Raw genomic sequence first — 23,761 nt, 5'->3', positions numbered from 1 at the left:
GCCCCGCTCACTTGCTCTGGTAGCACGCGATGGTGGTCTGGTCGATGTTCGACTTGTCCACCACCGTGCTCGACACGTACCCGACCGAATGCGCGCTGCCCGGCTTCGCCCCGTTGGTGAGCAGGTTCTGCACCGCCACCGCACCGGCGGCGCCGATGCCCTGGACGTCGTAGGCGGCCGAAGCGGCCACCGTGCCCTGCTTGAGCGCGTTGCACCAGTCCTTGTCCGCGTCGAGCGTGTAGACGCCGACCGAACCCGGAGCCACCTGGCCGCGGCCTTCCGCCGCCTTGACGGTCTGCCCGACGGTGATCGAGTTCAGGTCGAAGGTCACCATGAACCCGCACACCTTGCCCTGTCGCTGCTGCAGCACGGATTCCGCGGCGGCCTGCGCCTGCGCGTTCTGGAACTGCGAGTGCGCGACGAGCGTCTGGTAGCCCGCCTTCTCCACGACGTCCTTGATGCCCTGGTCCCACAGGATCGAGGCCGGGTCGTTGCCGGGGCCGTCGATGATGGAGATGGTCTTGGGGGCGTTGCGGGAGTTGCAGTCCGAGACCGCGCGCTTGGCGATCGACTGCGCCGCGCCGTAGACGTCGACGCCGACGAACGCGTCGCCGAGCTTGGTGGAGGGCATGTTGAGCACCACGGTGTAGATGCCCGCCTTCTGCGCGCGGTCGATCGCGTTGTCGAGCAGGCCGAGGTCCTGGTTCTGCAGCACGAGCACGTCGGCGGCCTTGCGCGCGATCAGGTCGTTGATCGTGCTGATCATCCGGTCGCTGCTGAAGTTCGAGTCGTAGACCTTGAACTCGGCGCCCGCGTTGTCGAACGTGCGCTGCATGGTGGTGCCCCAGTTCTCGGTGAGCTTGTAGCCCTTGTAGAGAATCGGGACGAAGGCGATCCGTTTGCCCTTCATCGCGTCGTGCGCCTTCTGCCGCATCGGCATCAGCTGTTCGTTCGCGCCGAACACCGCGTTCGTCGCGGCGGCCGCCGAATCCGACGACCCGCCGCCCACCGAACAGCCCGACAGGCCCGCGGCGCCCAGCGCCGCCGACGCGGCGAGCACGAGCAGCTTCCTGGTGATCTTCATGTGCTTCCTACTTCCGTTCCCCGGCGTCGTTGCCGGTCACAGTTCGCCGGATTTCTCGGTTTCCTCGTTACGCGGGCGCAGCCACGCGTCGAACGCGATCGCGGCGGCCAGCACCCCGCCGCGGATCAGGTCCTGCACAGCCGTGCTCAGCCCGTGCAGCACCAGCAAGTTGTTGAGCACGCCCACGAACAGCGCGCCGACGAGGACGCCCAGGATCGTTCCGCGCCCGCCGGACAGCGAGACGCCGCCGATCACCACCACGGTCAGCGCGGTGAACAAGAGCGGGTCGAAGGACGTCACAGTCGTCTGCACGCTGCCCTGGATCGACACCGTCACGAATCCCGCCACTGCGGCGAGCAGCGCGGAAAGCACGTAGGTGAGGATCTGCAGCGGCCGCACCGGCGCGCCGGTCGACCGGGCGGTCTCGAAGTTGTCGCCCATCGCCCGGACCAGCCGCCCGGACGAGGTGTAGGCGACGAACAGCCAGGCGAGCAGGAACGCCCCGCCCGCGATCAGCACCGGCCTCGGCACGCCGAGCACTGAGCCGCCGCTCAACTTCGACAGGAACGATCCGGCGGGCACGCCGTAGACGTTCTGGCTGAGGAACAGGATGTCGATCCCGCCGATCGCCAGCATGCCGGTCGCGAGCGTGACGAACAGCGCGGGCACTTCGAAGACGGCGACGAGGACGCCGTTGACCAGACCGATCGCCAGCGCGAGCGCGGTCATCAGCGTGATCGCCTGCCATTCCGGCATGCCCTCGCTGACGAACGCGAGCGTCGCCTGCGCGCAGCCGAGCCCGATCCCGGCCACCGAAAGGTCCAGCCCCTTGCCGAGGACGACGATCGCCTCGCCGATCGCGAGGATGCCGAACGCGGCGGACAGATTGAGGATGCTGCCGAAATTGCCCGCGGTGAGGAAATTCGTCGTCGTGGCCCCCGCGGCGAGGGCGAGTGCCGCGGTGATGCCGAGTACCAGATAGGTCTGGTCGAAGCCGCCGAGGCGTGCCCGGAGCGACACGCGTGGCTTCGTTGCCACTGATGCGGTAGTCATGGGATTCCCGGTTCGATGGGTGGGACAGCGCGGCCAGTGTGTCGGCCGTCACCGGGCCGCCGCATCTGCCGCCGGTCGTATTCCGTTACCCCGTAAGGCCGATGCGACGACTGGCCCGAGCCTCGTCGCGGATATATAATGTTCGGAATTTCCGCAAGGGAGCTGCCCATGAACGCGACCGGCTTTCCGCGGCTCGACAGCGTCCGGCTGAGCGCCGATCTCGCCGATCAGGTCCGGGAACTGGGCCTGGACGCGTGCACCGCCCTCGACCGGACGCTGCCGGTCGGCCGCTGCGCCAAGGTGCTGCCCGCCAAACGGCTGCTCGGCCAGGTCTGGGACGCCGCGATGGCCGAACTGGGCTCGGCTCCCGCACCGGACCGGCTGCCCGGCCTGACCGCGCTGCTGGGCCGGGTCCGCGAGCTGGAGTCCCGAGTGGACGATGCGAGGGTCGCCGACGGGGTCGCTACCATGCGCCGGGTCCGTCGCGCGCTGACCCGGCTGCACGCCTCGTCGACGGCGGAGGAACTCCTCTCCCGCGCGGCCGAGGAGGCCTGCACGATCGGGTTCGACCGCGTGCTCGTCTCCACTGTGGACGATGCGACCTGGGTGCTGCGGCGCATGGTGATCGAACAGGATCCCCGGCTGGCCGACGAAATGCTCGCCGCCGGCCGCGAAGCCCCGCCGCGGCTGGACGGCTCGCTGGTCGAATCCGATGTCGTCCGGCAGGCGCGGGCGGGCCTCGTGTACGACGTGCAGGAGAACCCGCGCGTGAACCGGCAACTCGTCTCGCTGTCCGGCTGCACGTCCTACGCCATCGCACCGTTGCGGGCGTACGGGAAAGTCGTCGGGCTGCTGCACGCGGACAGCTACTACTCGCCCCGCCGGGAGGTCGACGTCACCGGCCGAGCCGTCCTGAACCTTTACGCGGAGGGCGTGAGCGAGACCCTGGCCCGGGTGTCCGTCCTCGAAGGACTCGCCTCGCTCCAGGCGGGAATGACGCGGCTGGCCGCCGACGTGCGCATCGCTCCCCCGCCCGAACCGAGCCGGACGCGGCATCCGCTGCTGTCGGCACGCGAGGCGGAGGTGATCGAACTGATGGCGCGCGGCGACGCGAACCGGGCGATCGCGCGGAAGCTTTCGATCTCCGAGGGGACCGTGAAGACGCACATCACGCACATCCTGCGCAAGCTCGACGCGGCGAACCGGGCGGAGGCGGTCGCGTACTGGCTGCGAAACTGAGCCCGCCCGCGGCTCAGGCGGGCACCGGCTCCAGCCGCGTCGTGGTGGCTGCGGCGGTCTCGGCGACCATCGGTGCCAGTGCGCTCGGCATGCTGCGGTACTTCTCCGTGTACGCGGCGTCGACGGCGGCGTTCGTCTCGGCGTCTGCCTCAAGGTGCAGGGACACGTCGGTCTCCACTCCGTCCACTCGCACCCGGGCGAGCTGCTTGGCCGCGGCCCAGCGGTACCAGCCGCCTTCCGTGCCGAATGCCGACCGGATGTACAGGTCGTCGCCGGTACGGACCACCCAGATCGGGGTCCACCGGCGGAGTGAGCCGTCGCGGCGGTAGCTGCTGATCCGGATCTCCGACGCGGCGCCGATGCGGTCGCGGATCTCGGGGTCGAACGACATTGCGGGCTCCTTCGGGACGAAACGGTTCGCTTCGCACGCTAGGCGCTCGCGGGCGGGCGTGGGAGGTGCTGTCAGCCCCCTCCCACGCCCGCGACGCCGGTCACGGCGCGTCGAACTCCAAGGTGGACGAATCGACCGCAGCGCCGCCGCCGTCCGCGACCAGGACATGGCCGGTCACCATCGACGCGTCGCCCGAGGCGAGGAACGCGCACACCGACGCGATCTCCTCCGGTTCCGCGGCACGGCGCAGCGGCACGTGTTTCGTCGTCAGCGCATACGCCTCGTCGAGCGTAATGCCCTCGCGCTTCGCCAGGTAGGCCATCGCGCCCTCCCCCAGCGGAGTGCGGATCCAGCCCGGGCAGACGGCGTTCACCCGGACCCCCTTCGGGCCGTAGTCCCGCGCGAGCCAGCGGGTGATGCCGATGATCCCCGCCTTGGCCGCGGTGTAGCCGACCGTCCCGGGCGGACCGGCGATCAGCCCGGCGGTCGACGCGAACAGCACCAGCGAGCCCTGCCGCTCCACCAGATGCGGCAGCACTTCCCCGGCCAGGTAGAACGAACCGTGAAGGTTCACGTCCAACGCCCGCTGATACGCCTCCACGTGCTCGGGCCGGGCGGTGCCCGACACTGCCGCGCCCTGCGTCGCGATCACCGTGTCGAGACCGCCCAGGCGAGCGACGGCCTGTTCAACCATGTCGTGGATCGCGGCTCGGTCGGTGCCGTCGGCGGGCAGCGCGACCGCGCCGAGTTCGTCCGCCAGTTCCTTGAGCCGCTCGGCGTTCAGGTCGGTGACCGCGACCTTCGCGCCGTCCTCGGCCAGCCTTCGCGCGGTGGCCGAGCCGACTCCTCCCGCCGCGCCCGTCACCAGTGCCAATTCGGGCTTCCGCCGCCGGGCCGGGTCGTTCATCGGGTGCCTTCCTCTCCCGGCCGCGTCGCCGCGGACGCACCGGAATCCGTTGCGGTAAAGAGCTTTCCGTACTTCTCGCGCAGGGTGAACTTGAGGATCTTCCCCGACGCGTTGCGCGGCAATTCCGGCTGCGCGACGAAATACCGGGGCACCTTGTACGTCGCCAGGTTCTCCCGGCAATAGGCCCGAAGTTCCGCCTCGTCGAGCGCGGTTCCTTCCGCCAGCACCACGACCGCGCAGCCGGCTTCGAGGTATTTCGGGTCCGGCACCGCGACGACAGCCGCGTCCAGCACCGCCGGATGCTGCGTCAGCACCCGTTCGATTTCGGCCGGGTACACGTTCTCCCCGCCGCTGCGGATCATGTCCTTCGCCCGGCCGGCGAGCACGAGGAAACCGTCGGCATTGACGAAGCCGAGGTCCCCCGTACGGCACCAGCCGTCCACGAAGGTGTCCCGGTTCGCCTCGGGCCGATTCCAGTACCCGGCGCAGACCGCGGGCCCGCGGACGAGGATTTCGCCCACCTCGCCGGGCGCGGCCGGTTCGAGCCCGGCCCCGGCGACCCGGACCTCGGTCAGCGGCACTGGGCGGCCGACGCTTTTCGGCTGGGCGTCGAAGTCCCCGTCGTCCAGCGTCGTCGCGATCGCGCCGCCCTCGGTCAGCCCGTAGACCTGGCTCAGCCGCACCCACGGCAGCTTCCGCCGCACCTGGTCGACGACCCACGGCATCATGGTGTCCCCGCCGATGACGAAGTGCGTGACCGATTTCGGCAGCCGGTCCTCGATCCCGTCCACGCGCAGCAGGTCGTGCAGCATGAACGAGAACAACAGGCAATCGGTCACCTGCTCGGCTTCGAGCACCTCCAGCAGCCGCTCGACGGTGAAGTTGCCCGACCGGGGGCACACCACGGTGCCGTGCATCAGGAACGTCGGCGCGGTCACCGCCTCGAACGCCCCTGCGTGGTAGAGCGGGCCCGGCACTAGCGCGACGGTTTCCGGCGAGAACCGCCAGCGCAGCGCCTGCGTGGTCGCCGTGCTCACCGTGTTGGCGTGCGTCCACACCGCGCCCTTCGGCAGACCGGTCGTGCCCGAGGTGTACAACAGCGACATCGGGTCCGCGTCGCTCACTTCCGGCACGTCGGCCAGCGGTTCGCGGCCGAGCAGGACGTCGAACGGAAGCGCCCAGTCCGGCACCGGATCCGGGGAATCCGGCCGGACCACGAATGTTTCGACGCCGGTTTCCGCGCGCACCGGCTCGACCCGGTCCAGCAGGCTGCTGTGCACGATCGCCGCTGCGCAGCCCGCATCGGCGAGGATGAACTTCAGCTCGGCCGGCGCGAGCCGGAAGTTGAGCCGGACCGCGACCACGCCGAGGTGCATCGCGGCGAAGCACAGCGGCAGGTACTCGGCGTCGTTGAAGAGCATGAGGCCGAGCCGGTCGCCCTTGCCCAGGCCGAGTTCCCGCAACGCCGTCGCGTAGCGCAGCGATTTGTCCCGCAACTGCGCGTAAGTGAGCCGTTCGCGGCCGTCGAAGCTGACTGCGATCCCGTCGCGGCCGGGCGGCGGGAGCTGGTCGGCCACCGCGTCGAGCAGCCTGGTGAACGTCATGACCCGTCCTCCTGCCTCACACACCCGGTCCGAAGACGATTTGCTTCAGTTCGGTGAACTCCTGGATGCCCTCGGGCCCGGACTCGCGGCCCCAGCCCGAGCCCTTCACCCCGCCGAACGGAGCGCTCACGGCGGGCCCGAAGGTGTTGATCGCGACCGATCCCGCGGCGATGGCGGAAGCGGCTTCCGCGGCGAGCGCCCGGTCCGCGGTGTAGACGCTCGCGGCGAGGCCGAAGCCCGTGTCGTTGGCCAGCCGCAGCCCATCGGCCAGATCGTCGTAGGTCTGCACTACGGTGACCGGTCCGAACACCTCGTTCCGCGCCAGATCGGCGTCCCGGGCGACGCCGGTGATCAGGGTCGGCTCGTAGTAGTACCCGGCGGCGAATCCCTCCGGCCGCCGTCCTCCCGCAACGACTTCGCCTCCGGCGGCGCGCGCACGGCCCACGAAGCCCTCGGTCCGCCGCAACGCGGCCGGGTTCACCACCGGTCCGATCGCCGTCTCCCGCTCGAACGGGTCGCCGATCCGGAGTCCTCGCCAGGCGGTGCGGAGCCGGTCGACGAGTTCGTCGTGACGCCGCCGCGAGACCAGCACCCGGGACAACGCGGCGCACACCTGCCCGGCACCTCCGGTCGCCCCGGGCACCAGCGACTTCAGCACCCGGTCGAGCGGGGCGTCGTCGAGGATCAGCGCCGGGGACTTGCCGCCGAGTTCGAGGTGCGTGCGGGCGAACCGTCCCCGGGTCGCCTCGATGATCTGCTGCGCGGCGGCCCGGCCTCCGGTCAGCGAAACCAGGTCGACGCGCGGGTCCGCGGTCAGCCGCCGGGCCACCTCGACGTCGCTGCACAGGATGCTCAGCGCACCGGCCGGGAACCCGGCTGCCGCGGCCGATTCCGCCACCAGCCGCATGATCAGCTGCGATTCGGGGGCCGCCTTCACCACCACCGGGCAGCCCGCGAGCAAGGCGGGCACGACCTTCGTGGCCATCGTGACCACGGGCCCGTTGTAGGCCAGGATCGCGACGACGACACCGGCCGGTTCGCGACGGACGACGACGTCGCCGAGCAAGGAGGTGCGGTGGTCATCGCGCAGCGCGTCCACGGCGCTGGCCAGCGCGGAGTTCCATGCGCCCGCCGCGCCGTACTTGTGCAGCGTCGCGCTGTAGCGCACCGGCATGCCCGCTTCCGCGGCCCAGACCGTGCCCAGGTCCGGGAACTGAGCCTCCAGCGACGCGCAGAACCTCGCGCAGATCTCGACCCGCTGCTCGACCGGCAACCGACCCCACTCCGAGTCCGTCGCCGCCGCGAGGGCCGCGTCCGCCTCCTTCACCGACGGCAACGCGACCTCGGCGACCACTTCCTCGGTCGACGGCGAAACGATCTCGTAGGCAGGTCCGCTGGCGGGCACCCACTCCCCGGCCACGTAGACCGAGTCGAGGTGCGGCACCGGGACACCGGCGACCTCGCGCGTCACGTCCCGCGCTCCGAGAGGAAGAACGGGCTGGCGGGCTTGAGGAACATCGTCGCGAACGGCGGGATCATGAAGTCCGGCAACACCATCTCGCCGGAGATCAGCTGCCGCTTCACCTCCGCCCGGAAGCCTTCGAGATCCCCGGCCGTCTCGTAGATCGCCAGATGCCCTTCGTCAACCGGGCTGACCCCGGGCAGCGGCTTGACGTCCGAAACCTCGAACCGTTGCGCGCGCAGCATTCCCGGCGCGGACATGATCTGCGGGATGTGTTCCTCGTCGTACCACTTCCCGAACGTCGCGTCGTCGCCGGTGTGGCGGCTCCACGCGAAGAACAGATGCCGGTCGTCCAGGTTCTCCGCGTCAGCGAACCGCTCGGTGTGGAAGGGTTCGCTGACCGGCTTGGCGAACAGCGCCTGGAACGGCTGCACCATGTAGTCCGGCAGCACCATGTCCCCGGAAATCAGCTTCCGCTTGACCTCGTCCCGGAAGCCCTGCGGGCTTCCGTCCATTTCGTACAGTGCGAGGTGGCCGAAGTCCAGCGAGCGCACGCCCGGCAGCGGTTTGGTGTCCGCGATGAGGAAGCGTTGCGCCCCTGCCATCCCGGGCGCGTCCATCACCTGCGGGATGTGCTCCTCGTCGTACCACTTCGCGTAAGTGCGGTAATCCGCGGTATAGGTGCTCCACGCGAAGAACAGGTTCCGATCCCCGAAAACCGGGACCGCGGCGGAAACCATCAGCTCACTCCTCGTTCGTCCGACCGGCCGGACCGCAGCCGGGTTGTTGCTTCCTCGTCGACCCGCAGACCCTCCGGGTCGTAGTGCGGGTCGCCGATCACGACCACTCCGTAGTCCCGGGCAGCCCCTTCGACGCTGACGTACTCGTCGCGCACGTCGGCGAGCACTTTCTGCGGCTCGCGCTCGAACGGCGCGCCCCATCCCCCGCCGCCGTTGGTCAGGCACCGCAGCATCGAACCGGCTTCCGTCAGCCACGCCTTCTGGCTCGCGAAGTAGTGGTAGACGCCCTTGTCCGGGTCGAGTGCTTTGGTTTCGGGATCCAGCACCCCGGCGACGGGCGTGCTCCGCGCGTAGACGTCGCGCGAGACGCCCAGCAGTCCGTCCGGTCCGGAAGTCCCTTCTCCCGGCGGGAAAATCCACATCGCCCCGGTCGGGCCGGGCTTCCCGCCGTCGGCGCCGACGCCGCTGGGTTCCTTGGTCCGGAACGGCGACAGATGCTGGGCGGCGGCGGTCAGCCAGAGCGTGTCCTTGAGGTTCGCCGCGCCGCCGCGGTGCTTGCCCGGCCCGCCGGTGTCGATCGCGTGCTCCTTGCGCAGCATGACGACCGGCGAATCGTGCTCGATCGTTTCTGTCGCCGGATCGAGGTTGTTGAGGTTGTACAGCACGGTGTAGCTGTCCCCGTCGCCTTCCTTGGTGGCACCCCACGGCCCGTGCTCGCCGCCGCATTGCGTCGCGCTCGTCCACGGGGTGCCGTCGTCCCGCACTCCGCTCGCGTTGTGCGTGTTGGTGGAGCCGTAGTCCCCGCCGACCGCACGTTCGCCGAGCACCGGGTTGAGCGCTTCGAAGATCGCGGAGATCAGCGCACCGGAGGGTTCCCAGAACATCATCGGCGCGCCTTCCGGCGGCAGCGCGCTCAGCAGCGTTCCCGGCGGCGCGACGAGGTCGACGTTGCGCCAAGTCCCGGAGGTGAACGGGATCGCCGGGTCGAGCAGCATCGTCAACGCCACGCCCAGCGCGGTTTTCGCGTCCAGGACGCCGCAGTTGATGCAGGTCCGGGCTTGCGCCGAGGTGCCGGAGAGGTCAGCCTCGATGTCGTGCCCGCGTTTGCGCAGCGTGACGCGCACCCGGTAGTCGACGGTGTCGTCGAGCCCGTCAGCGTCGATCAGCGCGCTCCCGGAGTAGTCCCCGTCCGGGATCCGGGCGATCGCTTCGCGCATCTGCTCGGCAGACGTGTCGCACGCGTAGGCCAGGGAGCCGAGGAAGGCGTCGAGGCCGTAGCGCTCGATGTTCTCCCGCACCAGCCGCTCGCCGAGTTGCAACTGCTGGTGCATGCTCTGGAAGTCCGGCAGCAGCAGGCCGCCCCAGCGGGTGTTGTCGAAGATCAGGCTGAACGCGGACCGCACCGGCTTGTCCTTCGCCCACAGCAGCATCGGCGGCAGCACGAGGCCGTTCTCGTAGACGTTCGTCTTGGTCGCGGAGAACCCGCCGGGCACCGTGCCGCCCATGTCCAGCTGATGCGCGCACATCGTCACGAACGAGACGATCTCGCCGGCCACGAACACCGGCCGGGTGAACAGCACGTCGTTCACGTGCCGCCCGCCGCGGTACGGGTCGTTGCAGATCAGCACGTCGCCCGGGGACAGGTTTTCCGGCCCGAACTCCTCCACCGCGTTGCGCGTGGCGTCGGGCATCGTGCCGAGGAACGGGGTCAGGCTGTTGCTGACGACGGCCATCCGGTAGTCCTGCGCGGGCGGGCCGCTGATCGTGCACGCGAAGTCATACCAGTCGCGGATGATCGGCGAGAACGCTTCTCGCAGGAACGCGGTGCTCATGTGCCCCACTGCGTACTTCAACCGGTTCACGATCACCGACCCGGTGAACCGGTCGGCGTGGTAGGCCGCCTGGAACTCGTCGTCGGTGAGATCGCGGATGCGCGCGGACGGAGTGTCGAGAGTGGTCATGGCGCTCACTTCTTCCGGATGACGAGTTCGCCGTACTGGCCGACGACCAGATGCTGGCCGGTGCCGACGTGGGTCGTGGACAGTCCTTCGTGGACGATCGCCGGGCCGTCGAACTCGTCGCCCGCCCGGAGCGCGGTGCGTTCGTACACCGGCGCTTCCTGGCCTTCGGCCCCGTCGCCCAGGTACCGCAGCGTCGTGGTGCGAACCGGAGCGAGCGGCTCGTCCTCGGCGCGCGCGGGCAGCTGCGGGTGCTCGACCTTCGGCGTGTCCAGCACCGCGCGGACCCGGAACGTGACGCCCTCGACCGGGACCATCTCGAAGCGGTTGCCCGACCGCTCCTGGTAGGTGTCGTGGAACGACGCGATCATCGCGCCGACTGCCGGTCCGTCGATCGTTCCGTCCGGCACGGGCACGAACGGCGTGTCCCAGCTCTGTCCGACCAGGTGCCCGTCGTAGCTGCGCTCGAAAGTCACCGCGGCACCAGCGCTTAGCCGCTCGCGCAACTGCGCTTCCATCTCGGTGAACAGCGTGTCGATCCGCTCCGCGACATCCGGCGTGAGCACGGTATAGGCGCTGCGGTTCACAGTGAACACCTGGTCGGCCGAGAGCAGGCCCAGCGCGGAGAACAAGCCCGGGTTCGGCGGCACGACGACCTGCTTGCAGTGCACCGCGTCCATCGCGGCGGGCAGCAGCATCGGCCCGGCCGCTCCGTACGCGATCAGGCTGTAGTCGCGCGGGTCGACACCGTTCTTGATCGCCACGTTGAACACGCCCTCGGCGATGTTGTGCACCGCCATCTCGTACGCGTACCGGACGCGCTGGGCGAGCGTGAAGTCCGATTCGAGGTTCTCGAATGCCTGGCGGGCCAGAGCGGGGTCCAGCGCCAGCTCGCCGCCGGCGAACGTGCCCGGGTCGATGATCCCGATCAGCAGGCAGGTGTCCGTTGTGGTCGGCTGGGTGCCGCCGCGGCCGTAGCAGGCCGGGCCGGGCGTCGAACCGGCGCTGCCGGGGCCCACCTGGATCTCGCCGGTGTTGCCGATCGTCACCAGGCTTCCTCCCCCGGCTCCGATCGCGCTGACGTCGTTCGCCAGTGCGTTGACGACGAGGTCGTGCTCCAGTTCGAAGGTCGTGTCCACGAACGGCGCGCCGCCGGTGACGACGCTGATGTCGCACGACGTGCCGCCGACGTCCGCGCACAGCAGCTGCGGCTCCCCGATCAGCGAGCCGAAGTGGGCGCTGGCGACAGTGCCCGCGGCGGGTCCGGAAAACACGATGCGGAACGGCTGCTCCATCGCCCGATGCGACGGCACCAGGGTCGCCGCGCAGTCGGCGAAGTTCAGCTGCCCGGTGAAGCCGAGTTCGGCCAGGCCTTTCTCCAGCCGCGCGGTGTAGTCGGCGTAGATCAGTTTCATCAGCGCGTCGACCATCGTCGTCGAGGCCCGCGCGTATTCCTTGGCCAGTGGGGAGACCTCGCTCGACAGCGAGCACGGCACGTCGCCGAGCACCTCGCGGACCAGTTCGCGCAGCCGGAGTTCGTGCGCCGGGTTCACGTAGGCGTTGATCAGGCAGATCGCCACGCCCGCGACGCCGCATTCGCGCAGCACTTCGAGTTCGGCCCGTGCCTGCGCTTCGTCCAATTCGAACAGGACATCACCGGAAGCGGTGAGCCGTTCCCGGATTCCCCGGCGCAGATACCGCGGCACCAGCGGCCTCGCGGCATCGCCGAAGCTTCGCCGCCAGCCCGGGTCCAAAATGGCCTCCGCGGGCCGCCAGACCCGGCCCATGTCCAGGATGTCGCGATGCCCCTCGGTGGCGAGAAACCCGATCTTCGGCACGGTGCGGGTGATCACCGCGTTCAGTCCGTGGGTGCTGGCGTGGTTGAACACCGGCGCGCCCGCGACGCCGAGCAGCGCCGCGCCTTCGAGCACCGGGCGGGTCACATCGCGGTAGTCGGTGGAGACCTTCGCGGTCCGGATCTCCCCGTCCCGCAAAGCGACCACGTCGGTGAAGGTGCCGCCCACGTCGACTGCGATCATCATTGATCCTTTCGCTACAGGAGGTCGGAGAGCAGCCGGACCGGTCCGAGCCGCGGGCCGGGGTCCCGGCTGACCGAAAACAGGCACGACCGGCATTTCACGACGTCGAACCAGCCGCCCTCGGAATTGACCGGATAGCGGAACAGCTCGGCGGCGCCGCAGCGCGGGCAGACTCCCTCGACTGGTTCCCGCTCAAGGGACGGCGGGTTCGGTTCCTGGCTCATTTCGGCGCAACTCCACTGTTGGCTCGATTCGGCCGGCGCTGGTGCGCCACCGCACACCGAACGGTAGGCCGGACGAGACCGCGCCAACAGCCGCTCACCGCACGGCCGAGTCCGCAAAACGAAGCACGCCTCGCCCGGCGTTTCGATCCGCTGTGGACAGCCTCGGCCAGGTCGCCGGCTGTTCGCATGGTGACGGGCGGTGCGGCCGCGCCAGCCGGAGTGAGGCGCGCGCGGACGCGCTTTCCGAGCCCCAGTGGGCGAGCGCGTCGTACTGGTCGCGGCACGCCAGGCCGTCGACTAGCCTGTCCGGCTCGCTGCTGCAGGCAGTCTCGGCGCACCTCCTCCTCAGCAGACTGATATTTTTTATGATTCTTCGGCTGCAGCTGCCGTCCAAGTCCGGCGGCCCAGCAGCGCGAGCGGGACCAGGCTGATCAGGCAGGCCGCCAGGAGGTAAACCGACACGGACACCGTCGTGTGCGTCGCGGCGATCAGCGCCGCCATCACGAACGGGGCCAGTCCCCCGCCGATGATGTTGGCCAGCTGGTACCCCATCGACGCGCCGGAAAACCGGACGGACGGCGGGAACATCTCGGCGAACATCGTGACGCCGGGCCCGAACATCGCGCCGACCGAGATCTGCCCGACCACGATCGCCAGCAGGATCGCCCAGAAGTTCCGGGTTTCGGCCAGCGGGAAGAGCGCGAAGCCCCAGATTCCCGCGAGCACCACGCCGCCGGCGTACACCGGACGCCTGCCGACGGTGTCCGACAGCCGCCCGCAGAGCACCGTGCTCACCCCGGTCGCGATCATCGAGAACATCACCGCGGTGAGCATGGTGTCCTTGGCGATCTTCAGCTCCCGCACGCCGTAGTCCAGCAGGCCGGTCGCGGTCGCGTAGAACATGATCGTCGCGGGCAGGAAGATGAACACGACCAGCAGCAGATTCTTCGGCCGGCGCAGCACTCGCACGACCGACGAGCGCTTCGGCGCCGCCGCGAGCTTCTCCTCCACCGCACGGAAATCCGGAGAGTCTTCGAGATAGTGGTGGATGTAGAACACCACCGGGATCATCAAGACCCCGAGCAGGAACGGAATCCGCCAGCCCCACGCGGCGAACTGGTCCGCGGTGAGAACGCCGGACAGCACGACGAAGACCAGGGTGCCGAGTACCATCCCGGCGAAAATGCCGAGCTGCGGCAGCGAGCCGTGCAGGCCCCGGCGGTTCGGCGGAGCGTGTTCGACTGCGAGCAGAGTCGACCCGCCCCACACCCCGCCGACCGCGATCCCTTGCCCGACGCGCAGGATCACCAGCAGCACCGGGGCCAGCGCGCCGATCGAGGAGAACGTCGGCAGCAGCCCGACCAATGTGGTCGCCACGGCCATCGACAGCGTCGATGCCACAAGCGCGGGTTTGCGCCCGAACCGGTCGCCGATGTGCCCGAAGACCGCCGCGCCCACCGGGCGGCCCGCGAACCCGACCGCGAACGTCGCGAACGCGGCCAGCACCCCGGCCACCGCGCTCGTCGACGGGAAGAACGCGCGGTTGAAGACCAGCGAGGCCGCGGTTCCGTAGATCAAGAAGTCGTAGTACTCCAGAGACTGCGCCGCGATCGCGGCCGCCAGCACCTTCCCGCGGCGTTTCGTCGCCGCCTCAGCGGGGGCGATACGTCCTGGTACGCTCATGTCGTCCTCATCCCGGAGCCGGTGTTCACCCGACAGTGTTTGACGGGCAATGAAATATAAAATATTCACTCCTTGATCACCAGGAACCGGCTCCTGGTTCGGGCGCGGACGGAGGACGGCACCCGGGGCTGCTGACCGGTGGCTGGTGAAGAGTTCGGGCGTGCGGCCGCATGCCCGGCGGGAGTCCCGAAACGGCACGGGAATCGCCATGACGACCGTGCCGAAGATCTCCTCACGAGCGATCCGCACGTCGTTCGGGACACCGTGGAACATCGTCGACGAGCCAAGCTCCACAGAGGACTCGGTCCGGACAGAATCACCGGGATCGCCCGATCGCCCACGACACCAGGACCCGGGTAAGCACGCGGCAGTCCTGCTCGGTCGCGAGTGCCGAGCGCGACAGCCGCCGCGGGCGCCACCCGCGCGTCCGGTGTGCGCGCGGCGAACACTTCGCTACGCCCGGAAGATCGTCTTGTACTCCAGGTACGCGTCCACGCTCCGCGGCCCGAGTTCCCGGCCGATCCCGCTGTTCTTCACCCCGCCGAACGGCGTTTCGATCGGCAGGGTCGAGGTGTTCACCCCGACGCTCCCGGTCACGATCCGGCGAGCCACCTCCGTCGCGCGTTCGCGATCCGGGGAGAACACACCGCCGCCGAGGCCGTACTCCGAGTCGTTCGCGATGGCGACCGCTTCGTCCACCGTCCGGTACGGCAGCACGGTGAGCACCGGGCCGAAGATTTCCTCGCGGGCGATGCGCATGTCGTTCGTGACGCCACGGAAGATCGCCGGCGCGACGTAATAGCCGCGCTCGAACGGGCGGCCGCCGCCGATCACCAGCTCGGCGCCCTCCGCCTTCCCGAGTTCGATGTACGACTCGACTCGCTCTCGCTGCGTCGCGTTCACCAGCGGGCCGAAGAACACCGCCGGGTCGAGCGGATCTCCTTGCGGGATCCCGGTCATCGTCGCCGCGAGCAGGTCCACGACCTCGTCGTAGCGCGAGGCCGGAGCCAGCACCCGGGTCAGCGCCCGGCAGGTCTGCCCGGTGTTCGGCGCGCAGGCGGAAAGCACCAACGGCCGGAACGCGTCGAGATCGACGTCGTCGAGCAGGATGCCCGCCGACTTGCCGCCCAGCTCCAGCGTGACGTGCTTCAGCTGCTTCGCGCACTCCGCAGCGATCGCCTTGCCCGCCACCGTGGAACCGGTGAAGGCCACCTTGTGCACGCCAGGGTGCGCGACCAGTGCCGCGCCAGTCTCGCGCCCGCCGGTCACGATGTTCACCACGCCTTCGGGAATTCCCGCTGCGGCGACGATTTCCGCGAAGACGAACGCGTCCAGCGACGTCTCGGGCGCCGGTTTGATCACCGCGGTGCATCCCGCCGCCAGAGCGGGGCCCAGCTTCCACGCGATGAGCGGCTGCGGGCCGTTCCACGGCGTGATGGCCGCGACCACGCCGACCGGTTCGCGCAGGACGATCGCGTCGCCGCTCGCGGTCTGGACCTGTTCCTCCACCGAGAGTTTCTCCGCCAGCGAAGCGAAGTACCGGTAGCAGACCGGAACCTGGCCCTGCATCGCGCGGGTGATGCTGATCGGAGTGCCGTTCTGCCGGGTGACCAGCTCCGAGATCTCGTCGGACCGTTTCTCGAACTCGTCCGCCAGCGCGCGCAGGTAACCGGCTCGCGTGGCGGGTGACAGCGCGGCCCACGGCCCGAGCGACGCGGCAGCCGTCGACACCGCGACGTCGACGGCGGCCGCGTCGCTGTCCACAATGGATCCGATCACCTCTTCGGTGGCCGGGTTCGTCACCTCGATCATGCCCGCGCCCCCGGCTTCAGCTCGTTCAGCAGTTCCGAGACGTCCTTGACGTTCCGCAGGTCGAACACCGCTTGGACGATCGCGTCCGGGTCCGCCACCACGCCTTCCACGTTGTGCCGGAACTTGGCGGCGAGTTCGTCGTCGCTCAGGTAGGTAGCGGGATCTGGCGACGGGCTGCCCTTCGGGTAGGCGCGTTCGCCGCGGTAGGTCGTGCCGCGCGCCTGCACCTCGACGCGCGAGCGGCGAGCGGCGGGGTTGCTCTTCAACGCCTCGGTGTAGTCGGGGTGCGCCTGGAACGACGCCTTCTTGGCCAGGTCGAGCACCGACGGGTCCAGCACCGTCTCCGGGGTCTGCCAGTCCTTGCCGGGCGGGATCCGGTGCGCGGCGAGGGCGAGTCCGTGGGTCATGCTGAACTGCGCGTCGCGCGGGTTGCGGATGGTTTCGTTCTGCCACACCGGCTGCAGCACGAAACTCTCGCCCCAGGCGGTGATCGCGTCGATCTCGTCCGGCCGGATGTCGTGCGTCTCGACGATCTCGGTCAGCGCGTCGAACAACGCGTGCATGACCCGGCAATGCGGGTACGGCTTGAAGGACTGGAACGGCGTGAACGTCCATTCCGTGCCCAGGCCAGCGGTGATCGGGGCCGGTTCCCAGCGGGAGGCGCCGATGAAGCGCGGAAAGCCGTATTCGCGGTCGTCGAGCATCTGCCGGTCGCCGGTGTGGCCGCGTTCGGCGAGGTTGGCCGCGGTGACCGCGGACAGCGCCAGCCCGCCGGCGAGCTGGTATTTGATCGTGGTCGACGGCGCGTGCATCATCCAGGCGCGCTGGGTGTTCGTCGGCGCCGTCGAACCCATGATGCCGAGCGCGTCGGCAAGGGTCTCCCGCTCCAGCCCCTTCGCGACACCCACCGCGGCGGCCGCGCCGAAGAGCGTGCTGCTGTAGCCGATGACGTCCGGGACGGTGACGACGCCGTCCTTGATGTCGCGCAGGTAGTCAGTCGCCTTCCCGATCCGGTACGACATTTCGTGGGCCACCGCGATCGCTTCGAGCAGCTTCGTGCCGGACGTCCGCAACGACTCCGCGGTGGCCAGCGCGCCGGGCAGCACGTACGGCGTGACGTGCCCGGGCGGCAGGACCGCGTCCTGGTCGAGCGCGTTGATCAGTTCCGCATTGGCGAACGCCGCTGCGGGGACCGAAGTCTTCGTGCCGGTGCCGAGGATCGACGCGGGTCCCTCGGCGCCGCCGAGGTATCGCGCGTAGTCGACGCCGCGCTGCGCGCCTTCGTCGCCGAGGGACGCCACCGCACAGCCCAGCGAGTCGAGCAGGATGCGCTGCGATTCGCGGATCACCTCGTCGGGGAATTCCCGGGCGTCCGCGCCCGCGGCGAATCCCGCGAGCTGCTCGACGATCGTCGCCATGCCTGCTCCTCGTTGCGGTCAACTCAGCCACATTAAATATATAATATCTAGCGGAGAAGGCCCGTCAAGACCCCAGGAGACCGCCGGAATCAGTGGATGCGCAAGGCTTTCAGCCGGTTGTACAGCGTCGACCGGCTGATCCCCAGCTCCCGGGCCGCTTCGAGCTTGTTGCCGCCCGCGGCCGCGATCGCCGCCACGATCACTTCGCGCACGGCCCGGTCGAACGGCGAAGCGAGCGCCGATCCGCCGCGATGCGAAGGCGGAAGGTCGGCCGGGACGACGTCGCCCGCCGAACGCAGCTCCGCCACCGCTCGGACCACCCGGCGCAGTTCGGCCAGATTCCCCGGCCACGGCTGAGCCGCCAGCAATCGCAAGGACTCCGGCGTGAACCGGGCGGCGCACTCCTCGGTCAGCATGCGCTGTGCCAGCCGCGGGATCTCGTGGCGGCGGCCGCGCAACGGCACCAGGTCCCGCCGTTCACCGCAGCACGCCGCGAACGGCGAAAGGCTCTCCTCCGGGGTCGAGGTCAGCACCAGGTTCCGCCTCGACGTCCGGATTCGCGCCGCGACCAACGAGGCCAGCGGGCTCGACAGCAGCTGGACGTTCTCGACGATCGCGGCCGGGCCGTCGCCGTCCAGCAGGCGGCTGGCCTGCTCGGCCCACTCCGCCTCGCCGACCCGTACCGCTTCGACCCCGTCCAGCACCGCCGCACTGTCCCCGGCGACCTCTCGCGCGACAGTCGTCTTGCCCGTGCCCGGCTCCCCCACCACCAGCAGCGGCCATCGCACCGGCACCACGGCGCGCGGGTGGCGGGGACCCGGCTCGACCACGAGGTCGACGATGCTCCCTTCAGTGCCGTCCACCGATTCCCAGGAAACCTGCACTTCCTGGCCGGACGTCACCGTGATCCGGGCATCCTCGCCGCCGTCTTCGATGCAGGCTTGGACCGCGGCATGGTCGGCCGGCGCGAGAAGGTCGAGCGCGGGCTGAGTGGCCAGCACGAGGCCGTGCCCGACGACCAGCACCCGCCGGTCCCGCCGCCGGGCCGCGGATTGGAACGCGACGAGCAGTCGTTGCTGCGCCACCGCCGTGTCCGTCCGCAGCCTGCTCTCGATCTCCGTGACCAGATGGCGCACCAACGCCGGGGCCAGTCGCTCGTCGCGGCTCACCGGCACCGCGAAGTCGAGCACCCCGGCGATCCGCCCGGTGCCGGGCTGCACGATCGGGTGGCCGAAACAGGTGAACCCGTGGAACGCGGGCATCGCGTGCTCGGCACCGCGCAGCAGCAGGCTCCGGCGAGTCTCCAGCGGCGTGCCGATCGCGTTCACGCCGACGTCGCCCTCCCCCAGCCGTACGCCCGGCACGACGCCGAGGGAGCCGACTTCCCGGCCGAAGGAGCGCTCGCCGCAGCGGATGTCCATCACCCGGGCCCGGTAATCGGCCAGCAGCACCGCGACCGAGCTGCCCCGCAGCTCGGCCTGCACCCGGTCGAGCACCGGACCCGCGGCACGGGTCAGCACCGCACTCATAGAACATAATATTTCATGTGGTCGTCTGCTGGTCAATGAAGCGGCACCGCTCAGTACAGGGTGTAGCCGCCGTCGACCGGGACCGTCACGCCGGTGACGAACGACGCCGCGTCCGACAGCAGCCACATCGCCGCCTGCGCCTGCTCGACCGGTTCGCTGCCCCGCCGCAGCGCGTGCGTTGCCGCGACAGTCTTCTCGTACTCCGGATTGAGCTTCAGGTACTCCAGGTACATCGGCGTGCGCGCGGTGGACGGGCCGATGGCGTTGACCCGGATGCCGTGCTCGCCGTATTCGGCCGCCGCCGCTTTCGTCAGGCCCATCAGCGCGTGCTTGGCCGCGGTGTACTCGGCCGCCAGTGGAATGTAGACGAACGACCCGACCGACGCGGTGTTGACGATCGAGCCGCCGCCCGCGCGCAGCATCGCCGGCACCTCGTGTTTCATGCAGAGGAACGGGCCGGTCACGTTGACCGCGAAGACCCGGTCGAACTCCTCGCGGGTGAGGTCGGCCAGCTTCTTGCCGTGGTTCGGCACGCCCGCGTTGTTGAACGCGCCGTCCAGCCTGCCGTACGCGGATTCCGCCGCCGCTACCATGGCTGCCACCTGCGTCTCGTCGGTGACGTCGGTGGTGACGAACTGGACCTCGTAGCCCTTGCCCGACAGTTCCTCCGCCAGCGCCTGGCCCGCCTCGGTGCTGATGTCCGCGATGGTCACCAGTGCGTCGTTCTCGGCGAACAGCCGCGTGGCCGTTTCGCCGATGCCGCTGGCGCCGCCGGTGACGATGATCGAGCGTCCTGCGATTGCACTCATCGAAAGTCCGTTCCCCGCCTAGACGGCGATGTCCATCTCGGGGCCGATGTACTCCTCGGCCGAGACCGCCTTGCCGTCCTTCACCGTAACCACCTGGATCAGGTGCACGCGCGCGGCCGCGAGCGTGGCCGAGGTCTGCACGAAGAAGCCGTTGCCGGTCAAGGTGTAGCGGGAGTTTTCGAACGTCGGCAGCCCGCCGCGTTCGTGGACGGCGTCGACTGCTTCCTCGACGGTCATCCACTTGTCGTCGGCGCTGTGCCAGACCTTGCAGTCGTCCGCGCACAGCGAGTGGAACAGTTCGACGTCCGAGAGCGCGCGGATCCAGCCCTTGGCCAGTTCTTCCTGAGTCGTCGTTGACATGCGAAGAACGCTAAGCGCGCGCCGGCCGCGCAACTGTCCGAATACTTGGACACTTCAGCTGTCGAACGCGACCGTCGAGGCGTCCACCGCCGCGCCTCCGCCGTCGGCGACCAATACGTGGCCGCTGACCATCGAGGCGTCGCCCGAAGCCAGGAACGCACAGCAGGCCGCGATTTCCTCCGGCTCCGCGACCCGGCGCAGCGGAACATGCGCCGCGCTCAGTGCGTACGCCTCTTCCAGGCTGATGCCTTCGCGCTCCGCGAGGTGAGCCATGCTGCCCGCGGCGAGCGCGGTCCGGACGAACCCTGGGCAGACGGCGTTGACGCGCACGCCTTTCGGCCCGTAATCGCGGGCGAGCCAGCGGGTGAGGCCGATGATCGCCGCTTTCGCCGCGGTGTAGCCCGCCGCTCCGGGCGGACCGGCGATCAGCCCCGCCGTCGAGGCGAACAGGACCAGGGAGCCTTCGCTGGCGGTCAGGTGCGGGAGCACTTCCCCGGCCAGGTAGAAGGATCCGTGCAGATTGACGTCGAGCGCACGGTGGTAGGAGTCGACGTGTCTGGGATTCGCTCCCCCGCCGATCGCCGCGCCCTGCGTCGCGATCACGGTGTCCAAGCCGCCCAGTTCCTCGACCGCTCGCGCGACCAAGACGCGAACGGCTTCGCGGTCGGCACCGTCGGCCGGGACGGCGATCGCCCCGGTGTCGCTCGCGACCTTCGCCAGCCGGTCCTCGTCGATATCGGTGACGACGAGCTTGGCGCCGTCCTCGGCCAGCCGCCGCGCGGTGGCGGAGCCGACTCCGCCAGCGGCACCGGTGATCAGCGCCAGTTCCGGTTTGGCGCGTCGTGGTGGATAGCTCATCAGCGACTCCCGGTCAGCTCGCGGCCGGGAAGAACGGGCTGACCGGTTTCAGGAACATCGCCGCGAACGGCGGGATCATGAAGTCCGGCAACACCATCTCGCCGGACATCAGCTGCCGCTTCACCTCCGCGCGGAACCCTTCGAGATCCCCGGCGATCTCGTAGATCGCCAGATGCCCGAGATCCGGGGTTTCGACTCCGGGCAGCGGCTTCAGGGCCGACATCTCGAACCGTTGCGCGCGCAGCATTCCCGGTGCCGACATGATCTGCGGGATGTGTTCCTCGTCGTACCACTTCCCGAACGTCGCGTCGTCGCCAGTATGGCGGCTCCACGCGAAAAACAGATGCCGGTCGTCCAGGTTCTCCGCCTTGGCGAACCGCTCGGACAGGAACGGCTCGCTGACCGCGTCGAGGAACAACGCCTGGAACGGGCGGTTCATGAAGTCCGGGAGCACCATTTCCCCGGAGATCAGCTTCCGCTTGACCTCCTCGCGGAACGGCTGTGCCGAACCCTCCATCTCGTAGATCGCGAGGTGCCCGAAATCGAGCGCGCGCACGCCCGGCAGCGGTTTGGTCTCCGCGAGCAGGAACCGTTGCGTGCCGACCATTCCCGGCACGTCCATCACCTGCGGGATGTGCTCGTCGTCGTACCACTTCGCGTAGGTGTCGTAGTCCGTGCTGTAGGTGCTCCACGCGAAGAACAGGCTCCGGCTGTCGAAAATCGGCACTGCCATGTGTTTTCTCCCTTGTGTCACGCGGAATTCAGACCCGGCGCCGCAGGCCGGTCCACAATTTCTCGCGCAGGATCTGCTTCTGGATCTTCCCGGTGCCGGTCTTCGGCAGGTCCTCGACGAAGACCACCTTCTTCGGCACCTTGTAGCCGCCGAGCCGCGCCCGGCAGTGCGCGAGCACCCCGTCTGCGGACACGGCGTTCCCGGGTTCGGCCGAGACGAACGCGGTGATCGCCTCGCCCCACCGCTCGTCCGGCGCGCCGACGACGGCGACCTCCCGGATCCCGGGCAGCTCGGCGACGACGTTCTCGATTTCCCTCGGGTACACGTTGAACCCGCCGGTGATGATCATGTCCTTGCGCCGGTCGAGGATGAACAAGTACCCGTGCTCGTCGAGACAGCCGACGTCGCCGGTGTGTGCCCAGCCGTCCGCGAAGGTCTCGGCTGTCGCTTCCGGGTTCCGCCAGTACCCGGCGCTCACGTGCGCGCCGCGGGTACGGATCTCGCCGGTCGCCCCGGGCGGGACGGGACGGCGATCCGCGTCCACGATCTCGACCTCGACGTGCGCGGTCACCCGGCCCGCGGAGGCCAGCCGGGGCAACCCGCGCTCGTTGCGGGTTTCGACGTGCTCCTCTGGCCGAAGCGTCGCGATCGGCAGTTGGGCTTCGCTCGCGCCGTACAGCTGCTGCATCGCCTCGCCGAAGTACGCCCGGGCTTTGGCCGCCCGGTCCGGCTGGATCGCCGAGCCCGCGTACGGGAGGATCCGGACATTGCCGATGCTGCCGGACGGGGAGCCGCGCCGAGCCAGCTCCTCCAGCAGCATGGTGATCATCGTCGGGACCAGCGGCAGCACGGTCACTTCGCCGCCTGCCGCGGCGTCCGCGATCTCCGCCGCGTCGAACTTCGGGGCGTAGATGTTCAGCCCGCCGCTCGCGGTGAGCACGTCGGCGATCCCGCCGCTGAAGTGGCTGATCGGCGCGGTGTGCAGGGCCGCGTCGCCCAGGCCGAGCGGCGGCAGGACCTCGCGAGCGTTGCGCACGAGCGCGCCGACCGTCCGGTGCGGCACCCGCACGCCCTTGGGCAGTCCGGTCGAGCCGGACGTGTACAGCAGCCAGGCGTCGTCCTCGGCGTCCGGCAGCGGCAGTTCGTCGTCGGAGCCGGAGGCGACGAACTCCTCGAACGGGATGCCCTCGGCACCCTCGCCGAGCACGATGATTTCCTTGACCTGCGGCGGGATCCACGCCGTTCCGTGCTCGGCGAGCCAGGTCCCGTCGGCGAGCACGAACGCCGGTTCCGCGTCCGCGGCGATCTGGGCCAGCTCGGCCGGGTGCAGCCGGGGCAGCAGCCCTACGCGCACCCCGCCGCCGAGCACGAGCCCGTGGTAAGCCTCGGCCCATTCGCAGCTGTTCGGCCCGAGCAGCACCGCGCGGGCGCCGCGTTCCGCGCCGAGCGCCCGGAACGCCTGGGCGATCCGCCGGGCGCGGCTGCCGAGTTCGCCGTAGGTCAGCTCGCGCCGGGAATCGCGGATCGCGGGCCGATCGGCGAACTCGGCGTAGGCCTGGGTGCAGAGCCGGGCCAGTGGGGTCGGGGACATGCGCGTCACCCCAGCCGCGAGGGCGCCCAGTCGCGCGTCGGCGAGCGCCACGCGGGCCAGTTGTCCTCGGGCTCCGGGCGAGTCACCGACAGGTGGGCGAAACAGTCCTGGCACTTCACGACCATGCGCGGGCCCAGGTAGTTCGCCACCGGGTAGCGCGCCACGTCCGTGCTTCGGCACGACGGGCAGACGGCGTCCACCGGCGTGCGCTCGACGGACACGCGCGAGGTTTCCGGGCGGGGGAAGAGAAGTCGGTCGACAGACATG

General features: G+C 69.7%; 21 protein-coding genes. 1 reads left to right on the top strand and 20 read right to left on the bottom strand.

The window, feature by feature from the left end; translation table 11 throughout:
- Nucleotides 1–7 precede the first annotated feature (7 nt).
- Nucleotides 8–1,084 carry a sugar ABC transporter substrate-binding protein gene (locus BM362_RS25615; RefSeq protein WP_093574857.1) on the bottom strand — a complete coding sequence of 359 codons (1,077 nt, stop codon included), beginning with the start codon at nucleotides 1,082–1,084 and terminating at the stop codon, nucleotides 8–10.
- A 36-nt stretch (nucleotides 1,085–1,120) separates the two neighbouring features.
- A complete protein-coding gene (locus BM362_RS25610) occupies nucleotides 1,121–2,104 on the bottom strand; it encodes an ABC transporter permease (RefSeq protein ID WP_167545432.1) in 984 nt (327 codons plus the stop codon).
- A 201-nt stretch (nucleotides 2,105–2,305) separates the two neighbouring features.
- Between BM362_RS25610 and BM362_RS49295 the strand changes: the two genes are divergently transcribed.
- Nucleotides 2,306–3,376, top strand: coding sequence for a LuxR C-terminal-related transcriptional regulator (locus BM362_RS49295; RefSeq protein WP_167545431.1), 1,071 nt, complete (start codon nucleotides 2,306–2,308; stop codon nucleotides 3,374–3,376).
- 13 nt (nucleotides 3,377–3,389) lie between these two features.
- Here the strand turns inward: BM362_RS49295 and BM362_RS25600 are convergent, their stop codons facing one another.
- The 18 genes from BM362_RS25600 to BM362_RS25515 form a co-directional block, all read right to left on the bottom strand.
- Nucleotides 3,390–3,767, bottom strand: a complete 378-nt coding sequence (locus BM362_RS25600) for a DUF2255 family protein (RefSeq protein ID WP_093574854.1) — start codon at nucleotides 3,765–3,767, stop codon at nucleotides 3,390–3,392.
- A gap of 100 nt (nucleotides 3,768–3,867) precedes the next feature.
- Complete coding sequence (locus BM362_RS25595; RefSeq protein WP_093574853.1) at nucleotides 3,868–4,674, bottom strand: SDR family NAD(P)-dependent oxidoreductase; 807 nt, start codon at nucleotides 4,672–4,674, stop codon at nucleotides 3,868–3,870.
- Nucleotides 4,671–6,278, bottom strand: coding sequence for a class I adenylate-forming enzyme family protein (locus BM362_RS25590; protein WP_093574852.1), 1,608 nt, complete (start codon nucleotides 6,276–6,278; stop codon nucleotides 4,671–4,673). Before BM362_RS25590 ends, BM362_RS25595 begins: the two co-directional genes overlap by 4 nt.
- Nucleotides 6,279–6,294: 16 nt before the next feature.
- Nucleotides 6,295–7,749 (bottom strand): aldehyde dehydrogenase family protein, encoded by a 1,455-nt coding sequence (locus tag BM362_RS25585; protein ID WP_093574851.1) that lies wholly within the window; start codon nucleotides 7,747–7,749, stop codon nucleotides 6,295–6,297.
- The gene (locus BM362_RS25580) at nucleotides 7,746–8,480 is read right to left on the bottom strand and encodes a hypothetical protein (RefSeq protein WP_093574850.1); all 735 of its coding nucleotides are present in this window, start codon (nucleotides 8,478–8,480) and stop codon (nucleotides 7,746–7,748) included. Before BM362_RS25580 ends, BM362_RS25585 begins: the two co-directional genes overlap by 4 nt.
- Complete coding sequence (locus tag BM362_RS25575) at nucleotides 8,480–10,441, bottom strand: hydantoinase B/oxoprolinase family protein (RefSeq protein ID WP_093574849.1); 1,962 nt, start codon at nucleotides 10,439–10,441, stop codon at nucleotides 8,480–8,482. Before BM362_RS25575 ends, BM362_RS25580 begins: the two co-directional genes overlap by 1 nt.
- A 5-nt stretch (nucleotides 10,442–10,446) precedes the next feature.
- The gene (locus tag BM362_RS25570; protein ID WP_093575089.1) at nucleotides 10,447–12,477 is read right to left on the bottom strand and encodes a hydantoinase/oxoprolinase family protein; all 2,031 of its coding nucleotides are present in this window, start codon (nucleotides 12,475–12,477) and stop codon (nucleotides 10,447–10,449) included.
- 14 nt (nucleotides 12,478–12,491) lie between these two features.
- Nucleotides 12,492–12,701 (bottom strand): hypothetical protein, encoded by a 210-nt coding sequence (locus tag BM362_RS25565; protein ID WP_093574848.1) that lies wholly within the window; start codon nucleotides 12,699–12,701, stop codon nucleotides 12,492–12,494.
- A gap of 363 nt (nucleotides 12,702–13,064) precedes the next feature.
- Nucleotides 13,065–14,384: an MFS transporter gene (locus tag BM362_RS25560; RefSeq protein ID WP_167545430.1), complete on the bottom strand. Its 1,320-nt coding sequence runs from the start codon at nucleotides 14,382–14,384 to the stop codon at nucleotides 13,065–13,067.
- Between the two features lie 453 nt (nucleotides 14,385–14,837).
- On the bottom strand, nucleotides 14,838–16,196 hold the full coding sequence (locus tag BM362_RS25555; RefSeq protein ID WP_093574846.1) for an aldehyde dehydrogenase: 1,359 nt from the start codon (nucleotides 16,194–16,196) through the stop codon (nucleotides 14,838–14,840).
- Nucleotides 16,193–17,614, bottom strand: a complete 1,422-nt coding sequence (locus tag BM362_RS25550) for an MmgE/PrpD family protein (RefSeq protein ID WP_093574845.1) — start codon at nucleotides 17,612–17,614, stop codon at nucleotides 16,193–16,195. The genes BM362_RS25555 and BM362_RS25550 overlap by 4 nt, the downstream gene beginning before the upstream one ends.
- An 89-nt stretch (nucleotides 17,615–17,703) precedes the next feature.
- Nucleotides 17,704–19,143: a helix-turn-helix domain-containing protein gene (locus BM362_RS25545; protein WP_093574844.1), complete on the bottom strand. Its 1,440-nt coding sequence runs from the start codon at nucleotides 19,141–19,143 to the stop codon at nucleotides 17,704–17,706.
- Nucleotides 19,144–19,193: 50 nt separating this feature from the next.
- Nucleotides 19,194–19,952, bottom strand: coding sequence for an SDR family NAD(P)-dependent oxidoreductase (locus BM362_RS25540; protein WP_208865338.1), 759 nt, complete (start codon nucleotides 19,950–19,952; stop codon nucleotides 19,194–19,196).
- 18 nt (nucleotides 19,953–19,970) lie between these two features.
- The gene (locus tag BM362_RS25535) at nucleotides 19,971–20,312 is read right to left on the bottom strand and encodes a nuclear transport factor 2-like protein (RefSeq protein WP_093574843.1); all 342 of its coding nucleotides are present in this window, start codon (nucleotides 20,310–20,312) and stop codon (nucleotides 19,971–19,973) included.
- 54 nt (nucleotides 20,313–20,366) lie between these two features.
- A complete protein-coding gene (locus tag BM362_RS25530) occupies nucleotides 20,367–21,170 on the bottom strand; it encodes an SDR family NAD(P)-dependent oxidoreductase (RefSeq protein WP_093574842.1) in 804 nt (267 codons plus the stop codon).
- 13 nt (nucleotides 21,171–21,183) lie between these two features.
- Nucleotides 21,184–21,903 carry a hypothetical protein gene (locus tag BM362_RS25525; protein WP_093574841.1) on the bottom strand — a complete coding sequence of 240 codons (720 nt, stop codon included), beginning with the start codon at nucleotides 21,901–21,903 and terminating at the stop codon, nucleotides 21,184–21,186.
- Nucleotides 21,904–21,931: 28 nt separating this feature from the next.
- Nucleotides 21,932–23,494, bottom strand: coding sequence for a class I adenylate-forming enzyme family protein (locus tag BM362_RS25520; protein ID WP_143132487.1), 1,563 nt, complete (start codon nucleotides 23,492–23,494; stop codon nucleotides 21,932–21,934).
- A gap of 5 nt (nucleotides 23,495–23,499) precedes the next feature.
- Nucleotides 23,500–23,760 (bottom strand): hypothetical protein, encoded by a 261-nt coding sequence (locus tag BM362_RS25515; protein ID WP_093574839.1) that lies wholly within the window; start codon nucleotides 23,758–23,760, stop codon nucleotides 23,500–23,502.
- Between the last annotated feature and the right edge of the window lies 1 nt (nucleotide 23,761).

It is taken from the genome of Amycolatopsis rubida (assembly GCF_900115345.1).
GTDB classification, from domain to species: domain Bacteria; phylum Actinomycetota; class Actinomycetes; order Mycobacteriales; family Pseudonocardiaceae; genus Amycolatopsis; species Amycolatopsis rubida.
This window is presented reverse-complemented; position numbering and strand designations above follow the sequence as displayed.